27 protein-coding genes and 1 tRNA gene are annotated in these 22,306 nt (G+C 67.3%); 12 read left to right on the plus strand and 16 right to left on the minus strand.

Annotated elements, in window-relative coordinates:
• The 5 genes from ABIE19_RS07870 to ABIE19_RS07890 form a co-directional block, all read right to left on the minus strand.
• The coding region (locus ABIE19_RS07870) for a homogentisate 1,2-dioxygenase (RefSeq protein ID WP_354088610.1) at positions 1–896 on the minus strand (896 nt) is incomplete at its 3' end.
• A 278-nt stretch (positions 897–1,174) separates the two neighbouring features.
• The gene (locus tag ABIE19_RS07875; RefSeq protein ID WP_354088611.1) at positions 1,175–2,293 is read right to left on the minus strand and encodes an acyl-CoA dehydrogenase family protein; all 1,119 of its coding nucleotides are present in this window, start codon (positions 2,291–2,293) and stop codon (positions 1,175–1,177) included.
• Between the two features lie 4 nt (positions 2,294–2,297).
• Positions 2,298–2,603, minus strand: a complete 306-nt coding sequence (locus tag ABIE19_RS07880; RefSeq protein WP_354088612.1) for a hypothetical protein — start codon at positions 2,601–2,603, stop codon at positions 2,298–2,300.
• 2 nt (positions 2,604–2,605) lie between these two features.
• Positions 2,606–3,790 (minus strand): acyl-CoA dehydrogenase family protein, encoded by a 1,185-nt coding sequence (locus ABIE19_RS07885; RefSeq protein ID WP_354088613.1) that lies wholly within the window; start codon positions 3,788–3,790, stop codon positions 2,606–2,608.
• An 82-nt stretch (positions 3,791–3,872) separates the two neighbouring features.
• Positions 3,873–4,127, minus strand: coding sequence for an Lrp/AsnC ligand binding domain-containing protein (locus ABIE19_RS07890; RefSeq protein WP_354088614.1), 255 nt, complete (start codon positions 4,125–4,127; stop codon positions 3,873–3,875).
• Between the two features lie 110 nt (positions 4,128–4,237).
• Here ABIE19_RS07890 and ABIE19_RS07895 point away from each other — a divergent pair, with 110 nt between their 5' ends.
• Positions 4,238–5,080 (plus strand): alpha/beta hydrolase, encoded by an 843-nt coding sequence (locus ABIE19_RS07895; RefSeq protein WP_354088615.1) that lies wholly within the window; start codon positions 4,238–4,240, stop codon positions 5,078–5,080.
• Positions 5,081–5,168: 88 nt separating this feature from the next.
• Positions 5,169–5,852, plus strand: a complete 684-nt coding sequence (locus ABIE19_RS07900; protein WP_354088616.1) for a bifunctional 4-hydroxy-2-oxoglutarate aldolase/2-dehydro-3-deoxy-phosphogluconate aldolase — start codon at positions 5,169–5,171, stop codon at positions 5,850–5,852.
• Between the two features lie 142 nt (positions 5,853–5,994).
• Here the strand turns inward: ABIE19_RS07900 and ppa are convergent, their stop codons facing one another.
• Positions 5,995–6,552: an inorganic diphosphatase gene (gene ppa, locus ABIE19_RS07905; protein ID WP_354088617.1), complete on the minus strand. Its 558-nt coding sequence runs from the start codon at positions 6,550–6,552 to the stop codon at positions 5,995–5,997.
• Positions 6,553–6,680: 128 nt separating this feature from the next.
• Between ppa and ABIE19_RS07910 the strand changes: the two genes are divergently transcribed.
• A complete protein-coding gene (locus tag ABIE19_RS07910) occupies positions 6,681–7,367 on the plus strand; it encodes a DUF599 domain-containing protein (protein ID WP_354088618.1) in 687 nt (228 codons plus the stop codon).
• Between the two features lie 260 nt (positions 7,368–7,627).
• On the opposite strand, the gene ABIE19_RS07915 is transcribed toward ABIE19_RS07910, so the two are convergent.
• Positions 7,628–8,491: an N-formylglutamate amidohydrolase gene (locus ABIE19_RS07915; protein ID WP_354088619.1), complete on the minus strand. Its 864-nt coding sequence runs from the start codon at positions 8,489–8,491 to the stop codon at positions 7,628–7,630.
• Positions 8,492–8,620: 129 nt separating this feature from the next.
• On the opposite strand from ABIE19_RS07915, the gene cpdR reads away from it, so the two are divergent.
• Together cpdR and ABIE19_RS07925 are read left to right on the plus strand one after the other, a co-directional pair.
• Positions 8,621–8,977, plus strand: coding sequence for a cell cycle two-component system response regulator CpdR (gene cpdR, locus ABIE19_RS07920; RefSeq protein ID WP_354088620.1), 357 nt, complete (start codon positions 8,621–8,623; stop codon positions 8,975–8,977).
• Positions 8,978–9,091: 114 nt separating this feature from the next.
• Positions 9,092–9,166 (plus strand) — tRNA-Val (locus ABIE19_RS07925).
• An 88-nt stretch (positions 9,167–9,254) separates the two neighbouring features.
• On the opposite strand, the gene ABIE19_RS07930 is transcribed toward ABIE19_RS07925, so the two are convergent.
• The gene (locus tag ABIE19_RS07930; protein ID WP_354088621.1) at positions 9,255–10,118 is read right to left on the minus strand and encodes a DNA adenine methylase; all 864 of its coding nucleotides are present in this window, start codon (positions 10,116–10,118) and stop codon (positions 9,255–9,257) included.
• A gap of 168 nt (positions 10,119–10,286) precedes the next feature.
• Here ABIE19_RS07930 and ABIE19_RS07935 point away from each other — a divergent pair, with 168 nt between their 5' ends.
• The 5 genes from ABIE19_RS07935 to ABIE19_RS07955 all read left to right on the plus strand — a co-directional run bounded on the left by ABIE19_RS07935 (position 10,287) and on the right by ABIE19_RS07955 (position 13,287).
• Entirely contained in the window at positions 10,287–10,520 is a 234-nt protein-coding gene (locus ABIE19_RS07935; RefSeq protein WP_354088622.1) for a hypothetical protein, read from the plus strand.
• Positions 10,517–10,948: a LexA family protein gene (locus ABIE19_RS07940; protein WP_354088623.1), complete on the plus strand. Its 432-nt coding sequence runs from the start codon at positions 10,517–10,519 to the stop codon at positions 10,946–10,948. Before ABIE19_RS07935 ends, ABIE19_RS07940 begins: the two co-directional genes overlap by 4 nt.
• On the plus strand, positions 10,915–12,204 hold the full coding sequence (locus ABIE19_RS07945) for a Y-family DNA polymerase (protein WP_354088624.1): 1,290 nt from the start codon (positions 10,915–10,917) through the stop codon (positions 12,202–12,204). Before ABIE19_RS07940 ends, ABIE19_RS07945 begins: the two co-directional genes overlap by 34 nt.
• An 83-nt stretch (positions 12,205–12,287) precedes the next feature.
• A complete protein-coding gene (locus ABIE19_RS07950) occupies positions 12,288–12,989 on the plus strand; it encodes an SOS response-associated peptidase (protein ID WP_354088625.1) in 702 nt (233 codons plus the stop codon).
• 25 nt (positions 12,990–13,014) lie between these two features.
• Complete coding sequence (locus ABIE19_RS07955; RefSeq protein WP_354088626.1) at positions 13,015–13,287, plus strand: hypothetical protein; 273 nt, start codon at positions 13,015–13,017, stop codon at positions 13,285–13,287.
• Here the strand turns inward: ABIE19_RS07955 and ABIE19_RS07960 are convergent.
• Positions 13,271–13,489 (minus strand): helix-turn-helix transcriptional regulator, encoded by a 219-nt coding sequence (locus ABIE19_RS07960; RefSeq protein WP_354088627.1) that lies wholly within the window; start codon positions 13,487–13,489, stop codon positions 13,271–13,273. The two genes, ABIE19_RS07955 and ABIE19_RS07960, sit on opposite strands and share 17 nt — an antisense overlap.
• Before the next feature lie 131 nt (positions 13,490–13,620).
• Between ABIE19_RS07960 and ABIE19_RS07965 the strand changes: the two genes are divergently transcribed.
• On the plus strand, positions 13,621–13,923 hold the full coding sequence (locus ABIE19_RS07965) for a ParB N-terminal domain-containing protein (protein ID WP_354088628.1): 303 nt from the start codon (positions 13,621–13,623) through the stop codon (positions 13,921–13,923).
• Positions 13,924–13,953: 30 nt separating this feature from the next.
• On the plus strand, positions 13,954–14,565 hold the full coding sequence (locus tag ABIE19_RS07970; RefSeq protein WP_354088629.1) for a hypothetical protein: 612 nt from the start codon (positions 13,954–13,956) through the stop codon (positions 14,563–14,565).
• An 88-nt stretch (positions 14,566–14,653) separates the two neighbouring features.
• Here the strand turns inward: ABIE19_RS07970 and ABIE19_RS07975 are convergent, their stop codons facing one another.
• The 7 genes from ABIE19_RS07975 to gpJ all read right to left on the minus strand — a co-directional run bounded on the left by ABIE19_RS07975 (position 14,654) and on the right by gpJ (position 22,188).
• On the minus strand, positions 14,654–14,884 hold the full coding sequence (locus ABIE19_RS07975; RefSeq protein WP_354088630.1) for a hypothetical protein: 231 nt from the start codon (positions 14,882–14,884) through the stop codon (positions 14,654–14,656).
• A complete protein-coding gene (locus ABIE19_RS07980; protein WP_354088631.1) occupies positions 14,844–15,212 on the minus strand; it encodes a hypothetical protein in 369 nt (122 codons plus the stop codon). The genes ABIE19_RS07975 and ABIE19_RS07980 overlap by 41 nt, the downstream gene beginning before the upstream one ends.
• Positions 15,209–15,592, minus strand: a complete 384-nt coding sequence (locus ABIE19_RS07985; RefSeq protein WP_354088632.1) for a M15 family metallopeptidase — start codon at positions 15,590–15,592, stop codon at positions 15,209–15,211. Before ABIE19_RS07985 ends, ABIE19_RS07980 begins: the two co-directional genes overlap by 4 nt.
• 63 nt (positions 15,593–15,655) lie before the next feature.
• Positions 15,656–15,937: a hypothetical protein gene (locus ABIE19_RS07990; RefSeq protein ID WP_354088633.1), complete on the minus strand. Its 282-nt coding sequence runs from the start codon at positions 15,935–15,937 to the stop codon at positions 15,656–15,658.
• Positions 15,937–16,302: a hypothetical protein gene (locus ABIE19_RS07995; protein WP_354088634.1), complete on the minus strand. Its 366-nt coding sequence runs from the start codon at positions 16,300–16,302 to the stop codon at positions 15,937–15,939. Before ABIE19_RS07995 ends, ABIE19_RS07990 begins: the two co-directional genes overlap by 1 nt.
• A gap of 44 nt (positions 16,303–16,346) precedes the next feature.
• On the minus strand, positions 16,347–16,682 hold the full coding sequence (locus tag ABIE19_RS08000) for a hypothetical protein (protein ID WP_354088635.1): 336 nt from the start codon (positions 16,680–16,682) through the stop codon (positions 16,347–16,349).
• Between the two features lie 13 nt (positions 16,683–16,695).
• Positions 16,696–22,188 (minus strand): TipJ family phage tail tip protein, encoded by a 5,493-nt coding sequence (gene gpJ, locus ABIE19_RS08005; protein WP_354088636.1) that lies wholly within the window; start codon positions 22,186–22,188, stop codon positions 16,696–16,698.
• Positions 22,189–22,306 lie beyond the last annotated feature (118 nt).

The raw sequence follows: 22,306 nt of genomic DNA on the forward strand, positions 1-22,306 counted from the left end.
GTCAGGACGGTGAAGATCGACGGGTCCGGGTGGTCGAAGCTGACCGTGCCGATGGTGTTGAACCGCGCCGTGTCATAGCGATAGGGGGCGTAGTTGCCGTGCCAGCCGACCACGTCCAGCGGACTGTGGTCGAAGGTCGTGGCCCATAGCAGGCCACCGTATTTCTGCACGCACTCCGTCGGGCGATCCACGTCCTCGAAGGCGGCGACCGGGATCTCGAAGTCGCGCGGATTGGCCAGGCCGTTGGAGCCGATCGGCCCCAGGTCGGGCAGGCGGAAGGGCGCGCCGTAGTTCTCGCAGACATAGCCCCGGACCTCGCCGTCGACCTCGACGCGGAAGCGGACGCCGCGCGGGATGACGACCACATGGCCGGGAGCGGCCTCGATCACGCCCATCTCGGTGACGAAGCGTTGCGCCCCCTGCTGCGGCACGATCAGCAACTCACCGTCGGCGGAATAGAAGACCCGGTCGACCATGGACCGGTTGGCGACATAGAGGTGGATTCCCACCCCTGTCCCGGAATCGGCGTCGCCGGCGCCGCCATAGGTGGTCAGGCCCTCGACCCAGTCGGTCGGCTGGTCCGGCATGGGCAGGGGATCCCAGCGCATGCGGTTGGGATTGGGCGGGGTCTCGACGAAGGGACCGGAACGCACCCGGCCTTGCGCGAACGGCTGATACGGCCCGTGCTGGGCCGAGGGCCGCAGGCGGTAGAGCCAGCTTCTCAGGTTGTGGTCGCGCGGGGCGGTGAAGGCCGTCCCCGACAACTGCTCGGCGTACAGCCCCAGGGCCGGACGCTGCGGCGAGTTCCGACCCTGGGGCAGCGCACCCGCCACCGCCTCCGTCGCGAAGTGATTGCCGAAGCCGCTCTGGTAAACGGGCGCGTTGGGTCGCGTCATGTGCTTTCTCCCTGCGGGAGGTTTAGCGGGGCCAAGTCAATGCGTCACCCTTCTCCCCTTGCGGGAGAAGGTGGCTCGCGGAGCGAGGCGGATGAGGGGTGTCAGCATTGCCGCCAACCGGCCAAGCTTCAGCTGGTGCTGCGGTTCGACAACTCAATGATCCAACCTAATCCGGACCTCGTGTTTGAGGCGATACGTGCACACGTCAAACACTGGCGCTTACACCCCTCATCCGACCTGCTTCGCAGGCCACCTTCTCCCTCAAGGGGAGAAGGGATTTAGAACCCCTGCGCCCGCGCCAGACGCTCCGCGTGGAAACCGGCGTCGCCCAGCAGTTCGTTCAGGACGCGGACGCGCTTCATGAACAGGCCGACGTCGAACTCGTCGGTCATGCCGACGCCGCCGTGCATCTGCACCGCCTCCTGCACCGCCAGTTCGGCGACGCGGCCCGCCTTGGCTTTGGCGATCCCCGCCGCCTGTTCGGCGTCGGGGCGACCGGCGTCGATGGCTTGCAGAGCCGCAAGCGTCGCGGCCCTGGCCAACTCCAGCTCGGTGAACAGGTGGGCGGCGCGGTGCTGCAGGGCCTGGAACTCGCCGATCAGCTTGCCGAACTGCTTGCGGGTGCGCAGGTATTCCAGGGTCGTCTTGAAGGCCTGATCCCCCGCTCCGACCAGGGAGGAGGCGGCGCAGGCCCGACCCAGGATCAGGGCGGCGTCCAGCGGCCCCTGCCCCTCGCCCACCGCGCCGATCACGGCGTCGGCGTCCACCGTCACGTCGGTCAGGGTCACGCGGGCCGCGTTATGGGCGTCGACCATGATCGTGCGCTCGACCGAGACGCCCGACGTCGCCGGATCGACCAGGAAGAGGGTCAGGCCCTCGTCGGCCTGCGCCGCGACGATCAGGGCGTCGGCGACATGGCCGTCCAGCACGAAACCCTTGGCGCCGTTCAGCCGGAAGCCGTTGCCGGCCCGTTCGGCCCGCGCGCCGGTCCGGGCGGGCGCGTGCTTCGGCCCCTCGTCGACGGCCAGGCTGAGGATGGCCTCGCCCGCCGCGATCTTCGCCAGCCAGGCCTTCTGCGCGTCAGAACCCGCCGCCTTCAGCACGCTCGCCGCCAGAACCGACGAGCCCATGAAGGGCGAGGGCGTCAGGGTCCGGCCCAGGCTTTCGGCGATGACGCCCGCCTCGACGGCGCCCAGGCCCGAGCCGCCGTCCTCTTCGGGGACGATGACGCCGGCGAAGCCCATCTCTCCGAACGCCCGCCACAGGTCGCGCGAGACGCCGTCGGCATCGCGGCTGTCGCGCAGTTTGCGCAGGTGATTGATGGGCGCGTTTTCGTTCAGGAAGCCGTCGGCGGCGTCCTGAAGCATGGTCTGCTCTTCGGTCAGGATCAGGGGCATAGGCTCAGGCTCCCGGCTTCAAAACGACGTAGGAGAAGGCGAGATAAATCGCCTGATAGATCGGTGCGGTCAGCAAAGCGATTTCCTGTGACGGCGACGGTCGCGGCAGCAATTTCGCCAAGCAGGCGACGATCAACGCGATCAAGGGCGCAAAGAAGAAGAGTTTGGCGCCCCAACTGGGCGCAAGCCCCTGCCAGGACATCCCCCAGCCCAGAGGCGTCAGCATGACGAAGCTGAGCAGGCCGCTCAAAACGATCCCGATGACGGCGACGGCCAGCAGCAATTCTTTCGGCTTCACTTGGACGATCATCCTTACGCCCCCGGCAGTTGCAACAGGTGCTTGGCGATGATGTTCAGCTGGATCTCGCTGGTGCCGCCTTCGATGGAGTTGGCCTTGGTGCGCAGCCAGTCGCGGGCGGCCTGGCCGTCCTGCGAACGCTCGCCTTCCCATTCCAGGGCGTCCGCACCGCCCGCCGCCATGGCCAGTTCGTGGCGGCGCTTGTTCAGCTCGGAACCGTAGTATTTCAGCATGGAAGCGATCGCCGGGTGGGCCTGCTTGGCCTTCACCTGGTCCCCGACCCGCTCCATGGCCAGGCGGAAGGCGGCGGCGTCGATGTCGAAATCGGCGATGCGGGCGCGCAGCAGGGGTTCGTCCAGGCGCCCGGCCTCGTCCACGCCCAGGGCGTCGATCGCCACCTGACCGAGAGGCCGGCCGACGCCCGTGTCGCCCATGGCGCCGATCATCGTCCGCTCATGCGCCAGCAGGGCCTTGGCCACGTCCCAGCCGCGGTTCAGCGTCCCGACCAGGTTCTCCTTCTCGACCCGAACATCGTCGAAGAAGGTCTCGCAGAAGGGCGACTTGCCGCTGATCAGGGTGATGGGCCGCGTCGTCACGCCCGGCGTCGCCATGTCGAACAGGACGAAGCTGATGCCCAGGTGCTTGGGCGCCTCCGGGTCGGTGCGGACCAGGCAGAAGATCCAGTCGGCCTTGTCGGCGTAGGAGGTCCAGATCTTCTGGCCGTTGACGATCCAGTGGTCGCCCTGATCGACGGCGCGCGTCTGGATCGAAGCCAGGTCGGAGCCGGAACCGGGCTCGGAATAGCCCTGGCACCAGCGAATCTCCCCGCGCACGATGGGCGGCAGGAAGCGCTGCTTCTGCTCCTCGGTCCCGAAGGCCAGAAGCGCCGGGCCCAGCATCCAGACGCCGAAGCTGAACAGGGGCGGCCGCGCCTTGATGCGGCGCATCTCGGACGCCAGCACCTTGGCCTCTTCGCGGTTCAAGCCGCCGCCGCCGTATTCGCTCGGCCATTCCGGCGCGGTCCAGCCGCGCTCGGCCATGCGGTCCAGCCAGGTCTTGTGCGCAGGCGTGGGGAAGACGGGGTTGCGCCCGCCCCAGACCATGTCGGCCTCGCCCGCCCCGCCGCCGCGGCATTCGGGCGGGCAGTTCGCCTCCAGCCAGGCGCGCGTCTCGGCGCGGAACGTCTCCAGATCGGCCATGGCCGCCCTCCCCTCGCATTCATGCCTCGGGAGAGAGGCTAGCCGGTCCTTTTTGGAAACGGAACCGGCTTCTTCGATGAACCTACTTCTTCGGCAGGAAGGGCGAGAAGGTGATGACGGTGAAAGTGTCGCGGATATGCGGACGCGTCTGCACCTGCTTGGTGACGAAGGTTCCGATGTCGGCTTCGCGCGGCAGTTGGAACTTGGCCAGGAGGTCATGCTGACCCGAGGTCGAGTAAACTTCCGACACGTTTTCAACATTGTCGACCAGATCGGCCGCGACATCGTTGGCGTAGCCCAACTCGCATTTGATGAAGACGAAAATGGCGGTCATCATGGGCTTCAAGCCTCCCGTTCAGAGGAGGTCTCTAGAGCGAAATCGGTTCATATGCGAACGCATATGAGCGCAGAACTTCGCTCCAGTGATTGAAAGCGGATGGAGACGACATGGGTAAGGCTTTGTCGCCCGAGGCGACGCTGACGAACGAACGCACGGCCGAACTGGAGGCCGCCTACAACAATCGCGCCCGCGTGCCGGGCCATCCGGCCGTTCTGGACCGCTGGCGCAAGGACTCGCTGCGGGTCATCGACGCCCGCCGCCCCGAAACCCTCGAATACGGCCCGTCCGAGCGGCAGAAGATGGAGTGGTTCGACGCGGGCGCCGGCGCCCCGGTCGCCGTCTTCATGCACGGCGGCTACTGGCAGGCCCTGGACAGGGGCTGGTTCGCCTGGGTCGCGCCCGCCCTGCTGGAACACGGGATCAGCGTGGCCGTGCCGGGCTACGACCTGGCTCCCGCCGTCTCTCCCGGCAAGATCATCGGCCAGATGCGCGAGGCGACCGAACTGGTCCGCGCCCGCACGGGCAAGCGTCCCCTGGTCTTCGGCCACTCGGTCGGGGGCTGCATGGCCGCCTGCATGCTGTCGGAAGGCCGGGCCCGCGCCGCCCTGGCCATATCGGGCGTGTTCGATCTCGAGCCCGTGACCCATACCTCCCTGAACGACGCCCTGGGCCTGGATCTTCTGACCGCCCGCGCCCTGTCGCCCATCTACTGGCCCGTTCCCAACGGTTCGACGCCGGGCGGAAAGGCGCTGGACTGCTGGGTCGGCGGCGAGGAAAGCAACGAATTCGTCCGCCAGAGCCGTCACATGGCCGCCGAATGGGGCGGCAAGGGCGCCGACACCCACGTGGAGATCATGGAGGGGCTCAATCACTTCACCGCCCTGGATCCCCTCGCCGACAAGGACAGCGCCATGGTGCGGCGACTGGCGGCCCTGGCCGTCGCGGAATAGGACCACTCGCACGGCGACGGCCCTCCGCCCTTGACGGCGACCGCGCCGACCGGCGATCTGCGGTCTCCGCCTTCGGTAAGGAGACCCCATGCGTCCCGTTCAGCGCCACGACCGCCTCAGCGTGCTCACCGCCCTCGAAGCCCAGGGCGTGGTGCCGGTCTTCTATCACCCGGACGCAGAGGTCTGCGCCGAGGTGATCCGCGCCTGCGCCCGCGGCGGCGCCAGGGCGATCGAGTTCACCAACCGCGGCGACTTCGCCTGGGAGACCTTCACCGCCCTGTCGAAACAGTTCGCCCAGACCGATCCCGACATCATCATGGGCGTCGGCTCCATCCTGGACGCGCCGACAGCGGCTCTCTACCTGGCCTCGGGCGCACGCTTCGTCATCAGCCCCTGCCTGGTTCCCGAGGTGGCCCAGGTCTGCAACCGCCGGATGGTCGCCTATTCGCCGGGCTGCGGCTCCGTGCGCGACATCTCGGAGGCGCAAGCTCTGGGCTGCGAGATCGTCAAGCTCTTCCCCGGCGCCTCGGTCGGCGGGCCGGACTTCGTCAAGGCCGTGCTGGGGCCCATGCCCTGGACCAAGATCATGCCCACCGGCGGCGTCGACCCGGACGAGGCCTCCATCGCCAAATGGTTCGGCGCCGGCATCGTAGCCGCCGGCATGGGGTCGAAGCTGATCACCGACGCCGCCATCCAGGCCCGGGATTGGGCCGGCATCGAAGCCAAGGTGCGCCAGACAGTCGAGGCCGTCGCGGCGTTCAGAAGCAAATAGCAACGCCTCACCCTCCCCATTCGGGGAGGGAGAAAGCCTGCGCTCAAGCAGCGAGCCGCCGCGCGGCAAGCGATAGCGCACAAAAAAGACCCCGCCGGTCGAACCGGCGAGGCCTTCTCATATATTCAGACGCTGCGTCGCCTCAAGCAGCGGCGGCTGCGGCCTTGGCCAGCTTGTCCTGGTGGGCCTTCATGCCCAGAGCGATCAGCTCGGCGGCCTCGCCGGCGTCGCCCCAGCCCTTGACCGTGACCGACTTGCCCTTCTCCAGATCCTTGTAGCGGGTGAAGAAGTGCTCGATCTGCTCGATCAGGATGGCGGGCAGCTGACGATAGCTGGAAACCTCGGTGTAGTAGGGGTTCAGCTTGTCGACCGGCACGGCCAGGATTTTCTCGTCGCCGCCGGCCTCGTCGACCATCTTCAGCACGCCGATCGGGCGCGAGCGGATGACGCAGCCCGGCACCACCGGGGTCGGGTTCAGCACGATCACGTCGCAGGGGTCGCCGTCGTCCGACAGGGTGTGCGGGATGAAGCCGTAGTTGCCCGGATAGTACATGGCGGTGTGCAGGAAGCGGTCGACGAACAGAGCGCCCGACGCCTTGTCCATCTCATACTTCACCGGCAGGCCGCCCTGCGGGATTTCGATGACGACGTTGACGTCCCACGGAGCGTTGGGACCGACCGGAATGGCGTCGAGATTCATGTGCTTCGCTCTATGTTGCAGGTGCGAACGGGGAGAATTGCGCGCGTGATAAGCCCTGCTTGGCCGAACGGCAAGCTTTGGCGCGATCACGCTTGCCCCTTACCCCCGACTGAAGGCATCAATCGGGCATGGCCCTGCTCGACTGGATCGCCCTCGTCGTCTTCTTCATCGCCTGGCTGGGCTATGGCCCGCTGCTGCGGCTGATCGCACGGCGCAGCGGCTCGCTGAACGCCGACATGCTGATCGTCCGCGACAGTTGGATGACCGCCATGACCCATCGGGAGATGCGGCTGCTGGACAGCCAGTTGATGGGCCATTCGATCAACTCGGCCTCCTTCTTCGCCTCGACCAACCTGCTGCTGATCGCCGCGGTGGCGGGCATCCTGTTCGGCGGTGAGGCCGCGCTGAGGGGCTTCGCCGCCGTCGGAGCCGAGGCCGTGCCGATCAAGCTGCTGGAGGCCAAGCTGGCCCTCGTGCTGATCTGCCTGGCGCGCGGCTTCCTCGACTTCATCTGGTCGCTGCGCCAGATGAACTACGCCCTCGCCCTGATCGGCGCGGCGCCGGAAATCCATGTGGAGGCCGACCGCGTCGCCTACGGCCACGCCACGGCCCAGGTGCTCAATCCCGCCCTCAGCGGATTCAGCCAGGGGGTGCGCGGCTACTACTTCGCCCTGGCGGCGGCGGCCTGGCTGTTCGGGCCGCTGTGGCTGCTGCTCGGCGTGATCTCGGCCTTCAGCCTGCTGGTCTGGCGTCAGGCCGCCTCGCCCGCCGCCCGCGCCGTGCGCGCCGCACGCCGTCTGCTGGAGCGCAGCTGACGATCCATATCGCAGTTGCGAACACGGCAAACCGCAATCCCTGCGTCATAACGCCCCCATCAACGCATGGTTTTCGTAACAGCCTGTGATCGAAGACGAACAATCCACGCTTGAATTTTTGTGCGCTGCAAACTAGGTTCTTCTTCGACGCCTGACGGCGTCTTGCCCTTCCTGGGCGTTTCCTCCCTATAGACTTTTCATGCCGCGCCCCCGGGCGCGGCTTTTTTTTGGCCTGCGGCCGGGCCCCGAAACGCCGCGCCTCAGGCCGCGAAGTCCTCGCCCAGGGCGGCGACGACCCGAGCCACGCCGCTGCGGCATCGCCCCCATCCGGCCGAGGGCGCGCCCGTCGCCTCGTCCCAGTACATGCCCCGGTTCAACTCGACCTGCACGGCCTCGAACCCCTCTTCCGGCCGCCCCCAGATCTGGGTGGCGTAGCCGCCGGCATAGGGACGGTTCAGGGCCACGCGCCAGCCCAGCGCCTCGAACAGGACGCGCAGCCGCCGCGTGAGGGCGGCGGCGCAGGCCGCTCCATGGCGATCGCCCAGCACCACCTCCGGCCCGTTCGGACCGGTCGCCCGCGCCGGCATGGAATGCCAGTCGATCAGCACCGCTCGCCCATGCCGCCGATGCGCCGCCTGCATCAACTCGGCCAGGGCCGCATGATAGGGGGCGTGAACGCGCGCGATCCTCTCCCTGACCTCCGCCAGGTTCAGGCGACGGGCATAGAGCGCCGTCCCGTCCCCAGCCAGGCGCGGCGCCACTCCATAACCCGCCAGGGTCTTGGCGCCCGGCGGCGCGCTCGCGGGAGCGTCGGCGATCAGGACCGGATCCAGGTCGCCAGGTGCGCGATTCAGATCGACATAGGCCCGGCCGATCCTCCCGGCGATCAGGGCCGCTCCGGCCGCCGTCGCTCCGTCCAGCAGGCGGTCCACCGCCGCATCCTCGGCGCTGCGCAGCGACCGCTCGGACAGTCCCGCCGCCGCTCCCATGTCCTCGGGATAGGTCGTTCCGGAATGGGGCGAGGCGAACACCAGCGGCGTCGCCCGACCCGCCGAGGCGGCCAGGACCTCGAAGGTCGCGCCGGAAGCAAGGCCGGAAACGATAAGGGGCGTCGAAGACTCCATGCCCCGGCCATAGCCTGATTTATCCCCATCCGCGCCCCTTTAGGTATCTTGCCGGAGACGGATTTTCATCGCGGGTTTACCGATCCGCCCCTACCCTCCGCCGCTGATCTTCAAGGACTTGTTCTCCGCATGGCGCGTATTCTGCTGGCCGAAGACGACGGCTCGCTCCGAGGCTTCCTGACACGCGCGCTGGAACGCGCCGGTCACGCCGTCGTGGACTGCGAAAACGGGGACGACGCCGTCGACGCCCTGGATCACGGGCCGTTCGACCTCCTGCTGACCGACATTGTCATGCCCGGCGCCGACGGGATCGAGGTGGCGCGCATCGCCGCCGCCCGCCACCCCGGCATCCGCATCATGTTCATCACCGGCTTCGCCGCCGTCGCCCTGACCGCCGCCCAGGCCACGCCCCAGGCCAAGGTCCTGTCCAAGCCCGTCCACCTGCGCGACCTGGTGAACGAGGTCGAACGGATGATCGCGGCCTAACGAAAAAATCCAAAAAAAGAAGAGACAAGCCCCTTGCGGCCCCCGCGAACTGCGGGTTATAGACGCCGCCTTCCCGCCCACCCGGCGTTTTCGTCGAGGGGCCGCAGAACAGGCGGACGCGTAGCTCAGCGGGAGAGCACTACGTTGACATCGTAGGGGTCACAGGTTCAATCCCTGTCGCGTCCACCATTCTTTTCAAGGCTTTAGGCGAAACACCCTCCCAAAGCCCCCCAGAAATCCCCCCAGAAACCCTCGGAAACCGGGGGGCATGATCTGACTAGAAAAGGCTGGCCTGGGCCGCTGCAGGCGCGAGCTCGACACCCTTTCCGATCAGCAACTCGGCCGCCGTCGACGCCTTGTCGCCGCCGGCGACGCTGTACGTCGTCTGCACGGCCTCGATGTCAGCCCAGGCGAAGAGCTCGCGGATCTCCGGCCGATCATTGATGGAAAGCAGAAAGCGCCCCTCGATCGCCTGCAGCTTGTCCGCCATCCGCTTGAAGTCGCCCCGGATGAAGACCCCGGCGCCATAGTCGGCTTCCCCGCCCCAGTAGGGTGGATCCAGGTAGAAAAGCGTGCCCGGTCGATCATAGCGGCTGATCACTTCGAGCCAGTCCAGTTGCTCGATAACGACGCCAGCGAGCCGATTGTGCAGGCGTCGCAGCCGAGGCTCGATCCGCGCCAGGTCGAAGGTCTTCGGCGCCACCGGCCCGACCCCGAACGATCGGCCGGCCATCTTGCCGCCGAAGGACAAGGTCTGCAGATACAGGAATCGGGCGGCCCGCTCGATGTCGAGTAGATCGCAGTCGCGGGTCTCGTTCAGCCTGGCGAACTCGCCGCGCATCGCCGGCCGCCAGCGGAGCTCGCGCAGCAGGGCCTCGGGAAACCGCTGCAGGACGCGGAACAGAGTGACGATGTCTCCGGAGATGTCGTTGACCACCTCGACGCTCGGCCGAACCCGCCGGCGCAGGAAGACGCCGCCCATGCCCAGGAAGGGCTCGACGTAGGCGTCATGGGGCGTCGCCGCCAGGACGTGGCAGATCCTCTTGGCCAGCTTGCTCTTTCCGCCCAGCCAAGCTGCAGGCGGTTCGGCCGAGGCCACGGGGCTCTGGCCAAGAATGAGAACATTACGAGAACAATTCATTTGCGGAGTCGCCTTTTGCACGAGTAGGAGTCCCCGGCTCGCGAGCACGGGGCGGCGACCGGCCGGGCGGCCGATCGGTCCAGTCGTGCGGGGGCGATCCCGCAGTTCGGCGCGTTGGCGCGCGCCGATCCCGCCCCGGACACGAGGCGAAATGGAGAGGAGAGAGCGATGTCTGAGAAGTCCGACCTGCCGCGCGACGCGGCCTTCAACGCCGATCTCAAGCGCTTGGAGGCGGAACTGGCGGCCAAGCCCAATCAATCGCCGCCGGGGCCCGACATTCCCACCCAAACCGTCGATCTGATTACAGGGCTGCTCGCCGGGATGCGCTTCGTGGGCCGCGCCCGCGATGTCCACACGGCGGCGGAGCGCTTGGCGCACGAGAGCACGCACCTCCCACGATGAAACTGACGCCTGTGCGCCTTGGCGCCGCCCTGCCCATCCCGCTCATGGGTTCGACTGTCTGCGCCGGCTTCCCATCGCCTGCAGACGACTACATTGAAGCCGCCCTTGATCCGGCCAGCCTGATCGTCACCAACCCGGTCAGCACCTTCATGTGGAGGGTCGCGGGACGGTCGATGATTGGCGCAGGGATCAACGACGGGGACTTTGTCATCGTCGACCGCTCGCTCAAGGTTCGGCCCGGTGACGTCGTCGTGGTGCTGATCGACGGGCAACCGAGCGTCAAACGCGTGCGTCGCCTCCGTGGCGGCCGCCTTTCTCTGGATTTCGACAACCCGGAAATGGGTCTGCTCACCCTGGACGAAGCCGCCGAGGCCCAGGTCTGGGGCGTGGTCACATGGTCGCTGACACCGCACCGTCCGGCGCCATGAGCCGGGTCTACGCTCTGTCTGACGGCAACAGCTTCTACGCATCGTGCGAGCGCGTGTTTGACCCGTCCCTGATCGACCGCCCTGTCGTGGTCCTGTCCAACAATGACGGCTGCGTCGTCGCCCGCACGCCCGAAGCTAAGGCCATGGGGGTGCCGATGGGCGCCCCGTGGTTTGAGATCCGAGAGAGCTACCTTCGCGCCGGCGGCCTGGTCCGATCATCGAACTATGCGCTCTACGGCGACATGTCGCGACGCGTGAATGCGATCTATGACCAGTACGCAGATGAGGTCGAGGTCTACTCGATAGACGAGAGCTTCCTAGACCTGACGCTCGCCCCCGCCCCCGAGCAGCACGCGAGGCAGATGCGCGAAACCGTCCTGCGATGGACCGGAATCCCGACCTGTGTCGGCCTGGGCCCGACCCGCGTCCTGGCCAAGGCCGCGAACCACCTGGCGAAAAAGCGCCCTGAGTTCGACGGGGTCTGCGACCTTTCGGATCCAGAAAGGCGAATGACGCTCCTGGCCAGCATGGAGGTCGCCGATGTCTGGGGCGTTGGCCGCGCCCTGTCGGCGCGCCTCGCCGCCAATGGCGTCCACACCGCCGCCGATCTGGCCGCCCTACAGCCCAAGTCCGCCCGGCAGATACTGACCGTCATGGGGGAGCGGATCGTGCTGGAGCTTCAGGGCGTCCATTGCAGCGCGTTGGAGGTGACGGCTCCGGCGCGTAAGGGCGTCGCCGTCACGCGATCCTTCGGCCGCCCTGTCTCGACCCTGGCCGAGATGGAACAGGCCGTGCGGACCCACGCCGTGCGCGCGGGCGAAAAGCTTCGACGCCACGGCCGCGCCGCGCCTCAGATTGTCGTCTTCTACTTTACCTCGCGGCACCGTGACGGGCCGCAGCGATCGGTGTCAGGCGTCGAAACCTTTCCTGTGGCGACAAGTGACAGCCTGGCCCTCTCTGCCGCCGCCGGGCGGCTGGCGCGGCGTCTATGGAAGCCCGGCTATCTCTACACCAAGGCCGGGGTCATGCTGGACGGTCTGATCAGCCCGACCGACGCCGCTCTGGACCTCTGGCACCAACCGGACCCGCGACGCGGCGAACTGATGCGGGCCATGGACGCGGTCAATCAACGCTTCGGGCGCCACGCTCTCGCGCCCGCCGGCGTCACCTATCAGCGGCCATGGGGCCTGAAACAGGACATGCGAAGCCCGCGCTGGACAACCTGCCTGGCTGAGGTTCCTATCGCGAAAGCCTGAGTGGAGCGGCGCTTATCGGCGGGCCACCGCTCCCGCAGCCGCCTCTGCAACACCACAACCGTTGATCGCTGGACAGGTTCCCCATGTGCAACCTCTACGCTCAGAAGGCAGGCCCGCAGGCCATCATGGCAGCGGCCAAGGCCATGCGTTCCGACGTTGGCAATCTGGCGCCCGGCGACGTCTATCCCGACTATGCCGCGCCTATCGTGCGCTGGGACGGATCAGACCGAATCCTGACAACCGCCCGCTGGGGCATGCCATCGTCTGCCAAGGCCATTTTCGACGCGGCGACCAAGCGCGCCGACAAGCTCCGCGCCAAAGGGAAGGATGTGGATTTCGATCACCTCCTGAAGATGGAGCCTGACGGCGGGACGACGAACGTCCGCAACACCACCTCGAAACATTGGATGCGATGGCTGACGCCCGAGCATCGGTGCCTGGTCCCCATGACGGCTTTTTCTGAGCCGGGCCGCGATGCCGAGGGCCGCTATCGCCCGGTCTGGTTCCGGCTGGCGGGCGATGAACCGGAGCCCCTGGCCTTCTTCGCCGGCATCCAGCTTCAGGGCTGGGATGGCGTCCGGAAGATCAAGACCGGCTGGGAAACGGCTGACCTCTTCGCCTTTCTTACGACCGAGCCGAACGCCGAAGTCGGCGCCGTCCACCCCAAGGCCATGCCCGTTATCCTGACAGAGCCCGACGAATTCGACGCCTGGATGCGAGCGGATTGGGCAGAGGCCAAGGCGTTGCAACGGCCGCTGCCCGATGGCGCACTGGTGGTCATGTGACCGCCGACTCGGGTAGACGGCGGGCATGACCCCCGACGAACTATCCGCTGCCCTCGACGCCATGGCCGCCGCTGCCGGCGACGATTCCGACAAGCAGCCAGGCCTTATCGAAATCCTAGACGCCGACTGGTGTTCAACGATGTATGCGCTCGACCACTCGTCGAAGACCCTCGCCGACGGGACCCGGCACAGGAACATCAAAATTCTGATCAGCTCGGCGTTTCAAACGAGGCTGCTGACCAGGGCCGAGGCTGGCGAGCGGGGCGAGCCCTATCGGGAACTCACGACCCAAGCATGATCCGGATCGAGGCGGGATCATCCCACCATTCTAGGCCCAGGTCCGCGTAATAGGCGGTCAGCTTGCCCCAGGTCTTGTCGGTCATCTCGCCTGCCTCGGCCGAGACGATGGTGCGCCTTGTCAGCCCCACGGCCTCAGCCGCATCTGTCTGCGATAGGCCGAGATAGGCGCGCATGGCCCGCAGGATCGAAGCTTGGTGCATTGGTTCCATGCGGCCACCTTACCCGCGATCTTGCTTTTGCACAATATGTGCAATTTCTGCTTGCGTCATCGGACCGACATGCTACCTATGGGTCATCAGCAACCGCCGATACCGGAAAAGGGTCCGCCCCGATGAACATCATCCTTCCTCACGCCGATTACGACGCTGATCACCTGGCCAAGGTGATTGAGGAAATGAAGGTTCTAGGTGCCCCCACCATCAAGGCGGTCGATTGCGGCGAACATTATGTGGCCCTGGAAGGCTCTCACCGCATCCGCGCAGCCCAAGCCCTCGGGATGGAAGTCATCATCGACGAAATCGAATACAGCGAGACCATCACGACGGATGATGTCGTTCCCGGCGGCTATCAGGATACCTTCACCATCGCTGAAGTCGTGGACGGCTCGTATCAATCTGTGATGTTGTCGCTCTGATTTGCGGGCCTGGGGCCGAAGAGGGGCAGCATGTATACCGAAGCGCAGATGGGGGAGCCGGAAGTTCGGCCGGTCACGCCCCAGGCCAAGAACCCGCATTGCTTGACCGTGATTCAGCCGGATAACACCCAAGTCTCGGTTCTCGAACCCTGCAGTTGGAAACGGGGTCGGGAACGCACTCTCGATCTAGTGGCCAAGGGCGTCGATCCCTTTGACATCAGGTTTTCAACCCTTCCCGACGGCGCCCTATCGTTTGAGGGCCTGCCTATGCGCCATGTCGAATACGCGCTGTGGTGGACGGACGCCGACCGGATCAGCCGATATGGACGCTCCAGCCTGTCGCACCTGACGCTTGCCGGCGTCGCCCTCTATGGCGCCGACTGGCCCGCGAGAATGGCCCGCAGTCTTGGGGTGCCTGAAGCGCATATCAACAAGTGGTTCGCGCAAGGCGTCCTGCCGTCGTGGGTGGGGCCTGCGATATACGAGATAGTGCTGCGCAATCGGCGCAAACTCGGCCGGACCGTCCACACCATCGCGAGACGCCGCCCGCGCCCCAAGGACTGGCCCGAACCGAGGCAGCCCATAGGTTGGCGCAGCACGCCCCAGGGCGAATCCGCGCACTATGACGGCGACGCTGAATAATACGACGAAGGCCCGCCCTCCGAAGAGAGCGGGCCTCGATCGCGGAGCCTGACGGCTCAACGCAGCAAGCATAGTCGGTGGCCACCCCCTAGCCCGGCCTCAACGGCGGATCGGGCGGCGGAGGACAACTCAGCCCCTTGGCCCCGTTGCGATCCGCCCAGCGGCACAGCCGCGCCACGGCAGCCCAGCCCCGCTCGCCCCAGGTCTCCAGGGCGATGTCGTGGGCGTCCAGGGCGGCTTCGCTCTGCAGGGCGGCGGGGTCCAGGCGGGGCTTGGGCTCAACCGCCAGATCGGCACTCGGGGGGTAGATCGGCGTCACCCGTTCCCTGACGGCGCAACCGGGCGCAACCAAGAGCGACGCGGCGAGGAGAAGGGCGGGCGTCCGGCAGAGGAGAAACCGCATTGGTCAGATCCTTTTCAAGCTGGGTGTTGGTTTTCAGGTCGGTCAGCCGTTCGTCGGCGGCGTGATCGCGAGCCGTGGCGTCCGCGGCTCGGGCCTGGGCGTTGGCCGCCTCGACGGCGCGATCCTGTTTCGCCCGCTCGCGGCCGGGGGCCGTGACGGCGCACCAGGCCAGCAGGATCAGCGACAAAGCGAGACAGGCCAACGCCAGCCAGCCGGTCGCCGTCAGGGTTCGCAGCCACCTCACGGATAGGCCCTCCGATCCAGTTCGAAGTGCGGACCGTCCCGAAGTTTCGTCCAGTCGCCGCCCCAGGTCAGAGCCACGCCCCGTTTCTTGGCCGCCGCCTTGAAGGCCGCCGCGATCCGGCCATACAGCGGCCAATCCCAACGCACTTGACCCTCGACCAGGGCCGCCACGTCTACGGCGTGGCCGGTCAGGTGACGGCTGTTCAGGGTCCGGCTCGCGCCCGCCTTGACCAGGGCGGCCTGACGCTCCTTCGAGCGCAGCCCTTCAGTGACGGTGAAGTCCACCTCAGTCAGCTTGATCGCCTCTTCAACGACCGCGATCAGATCGGGGTGGACCCCCTTCAAATTGGCGCGCGACCGCGCACCGAGGGCAAAGCCCATGATGGTCTCCAGTTCAGGTTATGGATGGATCAGAAGATGCGAACGGCGTTCGCAGCGGCGGCGTTAGCCGAGGTGTTGCCGCCGGACATTTCGCCAGAGAACGTGCGCGGTGTAGGCGACGGCCGAGGCGATAAGGGCCTCTGTTCGCGACGCCTGATAGTCGCCGACCGCGACAGTCAGGGCATAGGCGCCCATGACCAGGGACAGGATGAAAAGCGCCCGGCGAACGTCGCCGGGGCCTTCGGGGTATTCGCCCATCTTGGGCTTGAGAGCGACCGCCCGCAGCTGCAAGACGGCGCTGGCGTAGCCGCTGGCGAGAGCGGCGATCCAGTCCAGCCAGGTCATCAGGTTTGCTCCCGCCCGATGCGCCCGGCCCAGCGCCGCGCGCCCTCGATGACAAGGGGCAGCAACTCCCACCCCAGCCCGCCGATGACGAAGCCGACCGCGACCGGATCGACGGCCGCCCTGAGGCCTTCCAGCGGGATCATCGCGACCAGGGACGGCCCCAGAGCGAAAGCCCCGACCATGCCGACCAGCAGCCCGGCCGCGACGTTGATCGCCGCCCGGCCGAAGTCGCCGAGGGTCGGGCGATGGCCCGCCTTGATCATCTGGACGAAATAATAAACGCCGTAGATCAGCGCCCCCGCCGCGCCGCCGAAGGCATAGCGCAGCCGCCCCAGGTCGAACCCCGGAGGAATTTCAGACAGCATGCGCCGCCCTCCCTATCAGTTGTGAATGAGACGAACCGGGTTCGTCAGGCTTCAGGCGCGGGCGGTGACGCGGGCGCAGGGGCGTTCAGCGCGACCAGCGTCCGGATGCGGTCGTTCGCCGTCTCGAACACCTGGGCCGTGCTGAACAGCAGGTTCGGCAAGCTCGGGTCTACGCTGGCCAGGGTCGGCGCCGCCGTCCGCATGGCCGTCGCCAACTGCACGGGCGAAGCCGTCAGAGGGTCGGAGCCGCCCAGGCCCAGGTCGATCAGCGGCTGGATCAGCGCGCGGACAGCGGCTTTTCCCGCCTCGTTCTGCGCGGCGTCATAGGCCTGGACCTCAAGGCGCATGGCTTCGATTTGTTCAGGGGTCAGTTCGGACATGGATGGTTCCTTTTCAGCCGAGGTGGAAGACGGTCAGCTTTCCGCTGACGATGTTGATCGGGCCTGAGGTCATGTTCAGCCGAAGGAAGACCTTGCGTGGGCCGTTACGGGGCGACGGCACGATGGCCATGTCGATCAAACGGTTTTGCGGCCCGCCCTGGCCGACGTGCCCGCCGCTGTAGAGTTCGACTTCGTCGGACCCGTCCAGGTTGGCGGACATGATCTTGCCCGAGGCGGCATAGGAGCCCGACCCGGTGTGGGAGAGGTCCAATGTGAGCACGAAGTTCGAGTTGGTGAGCGTGTAGCCGAAGTCCACAGCCATCATGTCGTTGGCGCCCACGGCCAGGCTCTGGCTCGCCACCGTGGCCTGTCGGATCTGGTTGGTTCGCAGGTTGTTGCCGCCAATCCCAGGCGCGTCCGAACTGAGGAAGAACGAGGCGTTGGCCTTCGTCATGGCCGCTGGCGCGACGGTGTTGGCGCCGAACCAGGCCAACAGGTTTTGACCCCCTGCGCCAATCCCCGCGCCAATGACCAGGCGCGTGCTGTCCTTGTTCCAGATGATCGCGCCGAGCGACGGGTCAATCTTGATTTGACCGAGCGCGCCGATGAAGACCTCGCCTGCAAAGTGGGCTGCGCCGCCGATCAGCTTCAAGACATCGACAGCCGCGCCGCCGAGGATATTTCGAAATCTCAGCGCCGTGGCCGTAATCATGGCCAGCGAGCCGGATGCGTCCGCCCGCAACGACACCTCGAACGGGTCGCCGCCCGCACCGCCCGCCACATCAAATCGGACCGTGGACAGGCGGTTCTGAGCATCGGCCGCGACAGCGCCGACGATGCTCAACTGCGCAGCCTGCGCCCTGTCGTTCGCGTAGTCGTTCCAGGGCGTCGCCGTAGCGCCGTTTTCCACCTTGATCTTGCGCCAGGCCGCGACCGGGTAAGGGGTTGTCCAAGACGCGGCGTAGGTGTCCATGACGACGCGTATCTTTGCGGTCCCCGCCGGGCTGACGAAACCTTCACGTTTGACCGAAACCCAGGCGTCCGTGCTGCCGTAGGCCTCGGCCACCGCATAGTCGATGGCCCCGCCCGCAGCGTTCAGGAAGACAATGTAGACCCTGATCGACCCGCTGATCATACGCGCCGAGAAGACCTCGGCCGAAAGCGATGTGAGGTAGCCGGGCCCATAGTCCAGGTCCACAGACCAGGCTTTGGCGGTGTGAGCCCCAGCGCCCGGCCCATACCAGATGAACCGGGCGCCGTCGGTCGCCGCTGGCTCCGCAACAACCGGCGGGTGCGCCGGATCGCTGATCCAGTCCCGCATGCCCGCCAGCCCTGTCGAGTTCGGCACGAGGTTCTGCCGCGCATTCGCGGCGGAGACCGCGAGATTGGCGCTGATGGACGCCGACGCCTCCGAAGCGGTCGCCGAGGCCTTAGCTGCCGTCGCGATGGCCGCCGAGTTGGCGGCGGATGCGCTTTCGGTCACGTCTTCAAGGCGCAGGACCGAGGCCTGCCAGACCACCCCAGAGATGGCCGCGCCGCTAGCGTCTGCGGCCGACTGAACCCAGCCACGAACATAGGCGCCGGTCGGCGCTATGCCCAGCAGCGTGTCGCCCGTCACTGTCCGCGTATAGGTGATCCATCCTCCGGGGGCGGGCCTCGCGGCGTTTTCGTAATGCCACCCGACCAGCTGTCCATCACCGCGATAGAGCGAGAAACCATTGCGCACCGCGTTGTTCGCGCCGCCCGTGATGATCCTGGTCGTGACCGTGAAGCGGTAGGTGCGGCCAGCCTCAATCTTGAGCCACCCGCGCGTCATGACGGCCGTGGGCGTCGTGAACTGCCGCACCACGCCTTGCTCTGATGTAGACGTATTGGAGCCCACGGCCATCGGCGTCGTCTGTTCTGGCGTCACCCACAGGCCTGGATCAGTCACCCCATAGAAATTGGAGGCCTCGGACACCCGATCCGGCATTGTCTTGGCCGCCGTCAGTTGCGCCGTGCTGGCGCTGACGCCGGCAGCGACCTGCGCCGCCACGGCGCCGTCACGGGCGTCGGATGCCTGATTTCGGAAGGCCTGCGCCTGACCAGCACTGGCGGCCGACGACACGGACGCCCCCTCGCTAGCCTCCGCCCAATCTTCAGCCGCCCCGGCGGCAGCGGCTGCATTGGCGGCGCTGGCCACCGACGCCGTCGCCGCGCCCTGGGACTGATCCCGCGCCGCCTCAGCCGTCAGCCTAGCGGCGTTGGACGCCGCAGCGCTGTTGCCTGCCTCGCCCGCCTTCGTCGTCGCGATGCCGGCCGATATGTTGGCCGCCGACGCAGCGCCGCCTGCCTCTCCGGCCTTCAGGACGGCCAGGTCCGCCGCCTGACCGGCCGCGATCGCGGCTTCGGCGGCCGTGATCGTATCGTCCACACGGCCGTCCAGGTCCGCCACGGCGGCGGCGTTGGCGGCCGATATGTCTTCGACCCCCGTCAGCCGATCCAGAATGGTTGAGACCGGCTCCCCGCCCATATGAGTCGTATCCCCGGACACCAGCTGGCCAGGCGTGCGTGGCCCGATGACCAGGTGCTCGGACGGGAGCCCCGTAGCCGAGAGCATCGTGACGGCGACCCAGTATTCCACCCCGGGCAGCAGACCCGGGATCTCCAGCGCCTTCGTCAACGGCGGCCCGGAATAGGCCTCCGTCCACGGCCCAGTCTCCGCCAGACCCCACTGAATCAGGACTGAAGCCACGGCCGGGTCGTTGATCTCGCCCGTGACGATCAGGATGGGCTGGGACGTGCCGTCCGCCGCCGCCCCCTTGGCCGTCACCGACCAGACGGAGGCCCGCGGCTTCGCCGGCAGTGGACGCACCACGGTCACGGACAGCGGGCGAGACGCCCGGCCGTCCACCGTCGTCGCCACGATTTCGATCTCGGCGCGAGAGGCGACGGCTCCTTCGCTGGGCGCCTCCTCGATCGGCGGCGTGCGCAACTCGCGCGCGGAGGCGTCCAGCGCCGGCAGGGCCGTCCAGCCGCCTAGGCCGCCCGCCTCGGTCTTGGACCGCCAGCGCACGCTGAAGGCCGAGATCGGAGAGCCGCGCCAGGTCGGCAGGTCGAAGCTGACGCGCACGCCGTTCGCGTCCTGCTGCACCCCGAGCAGCGTCGGGGTCGGCGGATTGGCCTGACGATCGCCGGACAGGCGCGACGGCAGGGGCGGGATCGGGCCGGTCTCTCCCGCCATCAACAGGGGCGCGACATAGCGGACCCCGGTCAGCACCGCCGTCAGGTTCTCTCCCGGCTCGATGGCCACGATCTCCAGGTCGTCGGTGATCTCCTCCGGCTTGCCGAAGGCGATCAGGTCGCCGGCGCGCGGCGAGACCGAGGCGTCCCGCTCCGCCACGAAGGTCAGCTCGCGCACCTCGATCACCTTGCCGGCCGCGTCCGCCGCATTGACGACGCGGACGGCTGTGTGGACGGCCAAGGGCGTGCGCATGTCGACGGCGTAGTCCTGCCCCGGCGCCATCTGGACCGGCTGCGACAGGCGCAGGCCGATCACCTTGGTCTGCGCGGCGTTCCAGCGCCGCACCCGCACCCGGGCGGTCGCCCCGGCCACCTTCAGCCGCGCCAGGCCGACGCGGTTTCCGTATCGCGACTGCAGAAACTCGATGTCGACGGACCAGGTGTCGATCCGCCTTTGGTGGATCCTCTGCCCCAGGGCCCAGCGGCCGTCCTTCCACGCCCGGGCCGGCGTCGCCTGACCGTCCAGCTGCATGGATTCGATCAGTGACGCGGCCTGGATCCCCTTGCTCGGATCCGCCGTCTCGCCATAGCCGTCCGCATAGACGAAGACTTCGTCGGGCTCCCCGCTCTTGTCGAAGTTGAGAAACTCGACCCTCAGGGCGTGGACCGGCTCGGAATAGACCAGCTCCGACCGATAGTCCTTCAGGTTCTCGGCCGTGAACATCTGGTTCGCGGCGGGCTTGTCCACCCAGGGCGAAGCGACGGACTGGGTGCCGTCCCAAAAAACCGAGGCGCGGCCGGCGCGCTCCAGGATCTGCATCGCCTCCTGCTGGGTCTTCGTCTCCGTCAGGTAAACATGCGAGGTCCAGCCGTACTGATCGCACAGGTTCGACCAGGTGCGCAGACGCGTGTCCGCCTGGGCCAGGGCCAGCGGCTTGGCCGGCGCCGGGCCCGTCAGCAACCACCGCAGCAGGGCGGCCGGGTTGGACGTCGGAACCGCCGGCCCCCATGCGCCGCCCGTCCAGGTCGGGCACAGCGGCTTGATCCGCATGGTGATCGGAGCCAGGCCGCCCTGGTTGATCGCCGTCGCGCGCACGGCGAACTCGATGATCGACAGCTCCTCGTCCACGATCGGCTTGCGGAACGCCACCGACTTGATCGCGGTGATATAGACCTGATCCCGGCGCTTCGTGTTGTCGTCCGCCGGCCTCGACCGCGTCAGCTCGAACTCGTACCGACCATGGGGCAGGTTGATCGAGTGCGTGACCCGGATGGGATCCTTGGTCGCGGCCGTTTGCGTCCAGGTCGGGCCTGTCTGCCAGGGCCCCGTCGCGGTCCCGGCCTGGTTGATGGGCCGATACCGCACGCCGACCGAGACGGTGACCGACAGCACGCGGCCGTCGTCCTTCTGGAAGTGCAGACCCCCGGGCAAGAAGAAGTCCAGATCGAAGCGGGAGCCGTCGGACGACGCGGCGCGGATCCACGGCGTCGCGCTTGTCGGCGTCGCTTGCAACTCCTCCTGGAAATCGATCTGGTCGACGTCGTTCGGATAGAGGCTGAAGGTGCGCGGCCCGGGCGTCAGGTGCGCGACCATGCGCCAGTCGGCGGCGCCCATGGTGCTGACCAGGGTGTCGCCGATTTTGATCTCGGACACCTCGCACGGCCCCCGGTGCACGCCCAGGATCCCGTACAGCCAGACATCCTCGCCATGGCCCTGGGTGAAGGTCTTGGCCGCCAGATCCGGCGCCGCCACCACCTCGCCCAGGGCGATCGGCTGCGGGCCCCAGGGACGATATTGGTTCGACGCGCTCTGCAGCGCGTACCGATCGTTCGCCTTGGCGGTCTGTTTGTCGGGGGCGAAGATGGCGTTGACCGCCATGCTGCCGATGACCTGGACGGCGGCCGCCGCCGCCACTCGCGCGATCAGGGGCCAGGCCTTCAGCGGCCCCGTGGGCCCGCCGATCCAGGCGCTGATGGCGATGATCGCCACCTGCAGCAGGATCTGGCCTATGTCCTTGCGGCCGCCGCCTCCGCCGCCCAGCGGCTCGACCACCACATTGACCACCTGGCCGGCGCGCAGGACGTAGTCCAAGGCTTCGTCGCGCGGCAGGCGCAGGCCGTCGATGTAGATCTCCGTGCGCGGCAGCACCTCCGCCGGCAGGCCGGATTCAATGGCCTTCGCCAGCATCCGTCGGACGGTCACGCCCTCGACCATGGTCAGCTCGAAGGCGTCGTCGCCGAACGGCTTCGGAGACACGACAATGGGCAGCGAGCCGTCAGCCACGGGCGCCTCCTGTAGGATGAAAGGAATGGAAAAGGGCGCGCACGGCGTGCGCGGAGCGTGTCAGAACAAGGATCGCTGAACGCTTGAACTTATCGGCGGAGACGCCATCTGGAGAGCT

Source organism: Brevundimonas faecalis, assembly GCF_040549405.1.
Lineage (GTDB): Bacteria > Pseudomonadota > Alphaproteobacteria > Caulobacterales > Caulobacteraceae > Brevundimonas > Brevundimonas faecalis.

Coding starts and splice junctions, on each gene's coding strand:
- ABIE19_RS07875 (WP_354088611.1), bottom strand. CDS start 2,293: ATGCCCCTGATCCTGACCGAAGAGCAGACCATGCTTCAGGACGCCGCC.
- ABIE19_RS07880 (WP_354088612.1), bottom strand. CDS start 2,603: ATGATCGTCCAAGTGAAGCCGAAAGAATTGCTGCTGGCCGTCGCCGTC.
- ABIE19_RS07885 (WP_354088613.1), bottom strand. CDS start 3,790: ATGGCCGATCTGGAGACGTTCCGCGCCGAGACGCGCGCCTGGCTGGAG.
- ABIE19_RS07890 (WP_354088614.1), bottom strand. CDS start 4,127: ATGATGACCGCCATTTTCGTCTTCATCAAATGCGAGTTGGGCTACGCC.
- ABIE19_RS07895 (WP_354088615.1), top strand. CDS start 4,238: ATGGGTAAGGCTTTGTCGCCCGAGGCGACGCTGACGAACGAACGCACG.
- ABIE19_RS07900 (WP_354088616.1), top strand. CDS start 5,169: ATGCGTCCCGTTCAGCGCCACGACCGCCTCAGCGTGCTCACCGCCCTC.
- ppa (WP_354088617.1), bottom strand. CDS start 6,552: ATGAATCTCGACGCCATTCCGGTCGGTCCCAACGCTCCGTGGGACGTC.
- ABIE19_RS07910 (WP_354088618.1), top strand. CDS start 6,681: ATGGCCCTGCTCGACTGGATCGCCCTCGTCGTCTTCTTCATCGCCTGG.
- ABIE19_RS07915 (WP_354088619.1), bottom strand. CDS start 8,491: ATGGAGTCTTCGACGCCCCTTATCGTTTCCGGCCTTGCTTCCGGCGCG.
- cpdR (WP_354088620.1), top strand. CDS start 8,621: ATGGCGCGTATTCTGCTGGCCGAAGACGACGGCTCGCTCCGAGGCTTC.
- ABIE19_RS07930 (WP_354088621.1), bottom strand. CDS start 10,118: ATGAATTGTTCTCGTAATGTTCTCATTCTTGGCCAGAGCCCCGTGGCC.
- ABIE19_RS07935 (WP_354088622.1), top strand. CDS start 10,287: ATGTCTGAGAAGTCCGACCTGCCGCGCGACGCGGCCTTCAACGCCGAT.
- ABIE19_RS07940 (WP_354088623.1), top strand. CDS start 10,517: ATGAAACTGACGCCTGTGCGCCTTGGCGCCGCCCTGCCCATCCCGCTC.
- ABIE19_RS07945 (WP_354088624.1), top strand. CDS start 10,915: ATGGTCGCTGACACCGCACCGTCCGGCGCCATGAGCCGGGTCTACGCT.
- ABIE19_RS07950 (WP_354088625.1), top strand. CDS start 12,288: ATGTGCAACCTCTACGCTCAGAAGGCAGGCCCGCAGGCCATCATGGCA.
- ABIE19_RS07955 (WP_354088626.1), top strand. CDS start 13,015: ATGACCCCCGACGAACTATCCGCTGCCCTCGACGCCATGGCCGCCGCT.
- ABIE19_RS07960 (WP_354088627.1), bottom strand. CDS start 13,489: ATGCACCAAGCTTCGATCCTGCGGGCCATGCGCGCCTATCTCGGCCTA.
- ABIE19_RS07965 (WP_354088628.1), top strand. CDS start 13,621: ATGAACATCATCCTTCCTCACGCCGATTACGACGCTGATCACCTGGCC.
- ABIE19_RS07970 (WP_354088629.1), top strand. CDS start 13,954: ATGTATACCGAAGCGCAGATGGGGGAGCCGGAAGTTCGGCCGGTCACG.
- ABIE19_RS07985 (WP_354088632.1), bottom strand. CDS start 15,592: ATGGGCTTTGCCCTCGGTGCGCGGTCGCGCGCCAATTTGAAGGGGGTC.
- ABIE19_RS07990 (WP_354088633.1), bottom strand. CDS start 15,937: ATGACCTGGCTGGACTGGATCGCCGCTCTCGCCAGCGGCTACGCCAGC.
- ABIE19_RS07995 (WP_354088634.1), bottom strand. CDS start 16,302: ATGCTGTCTGAAATTCCTCCGGGGTTCGACCTGGGGCGGCTGCGCTAT.
- ABIE19_RS08000 (WP_354088635.1), bottom strand. CDS start 16,682: ATGTCCGAACTGACCCCTGAACAAATCGAAGCCATGCGCCTTGAGGTC.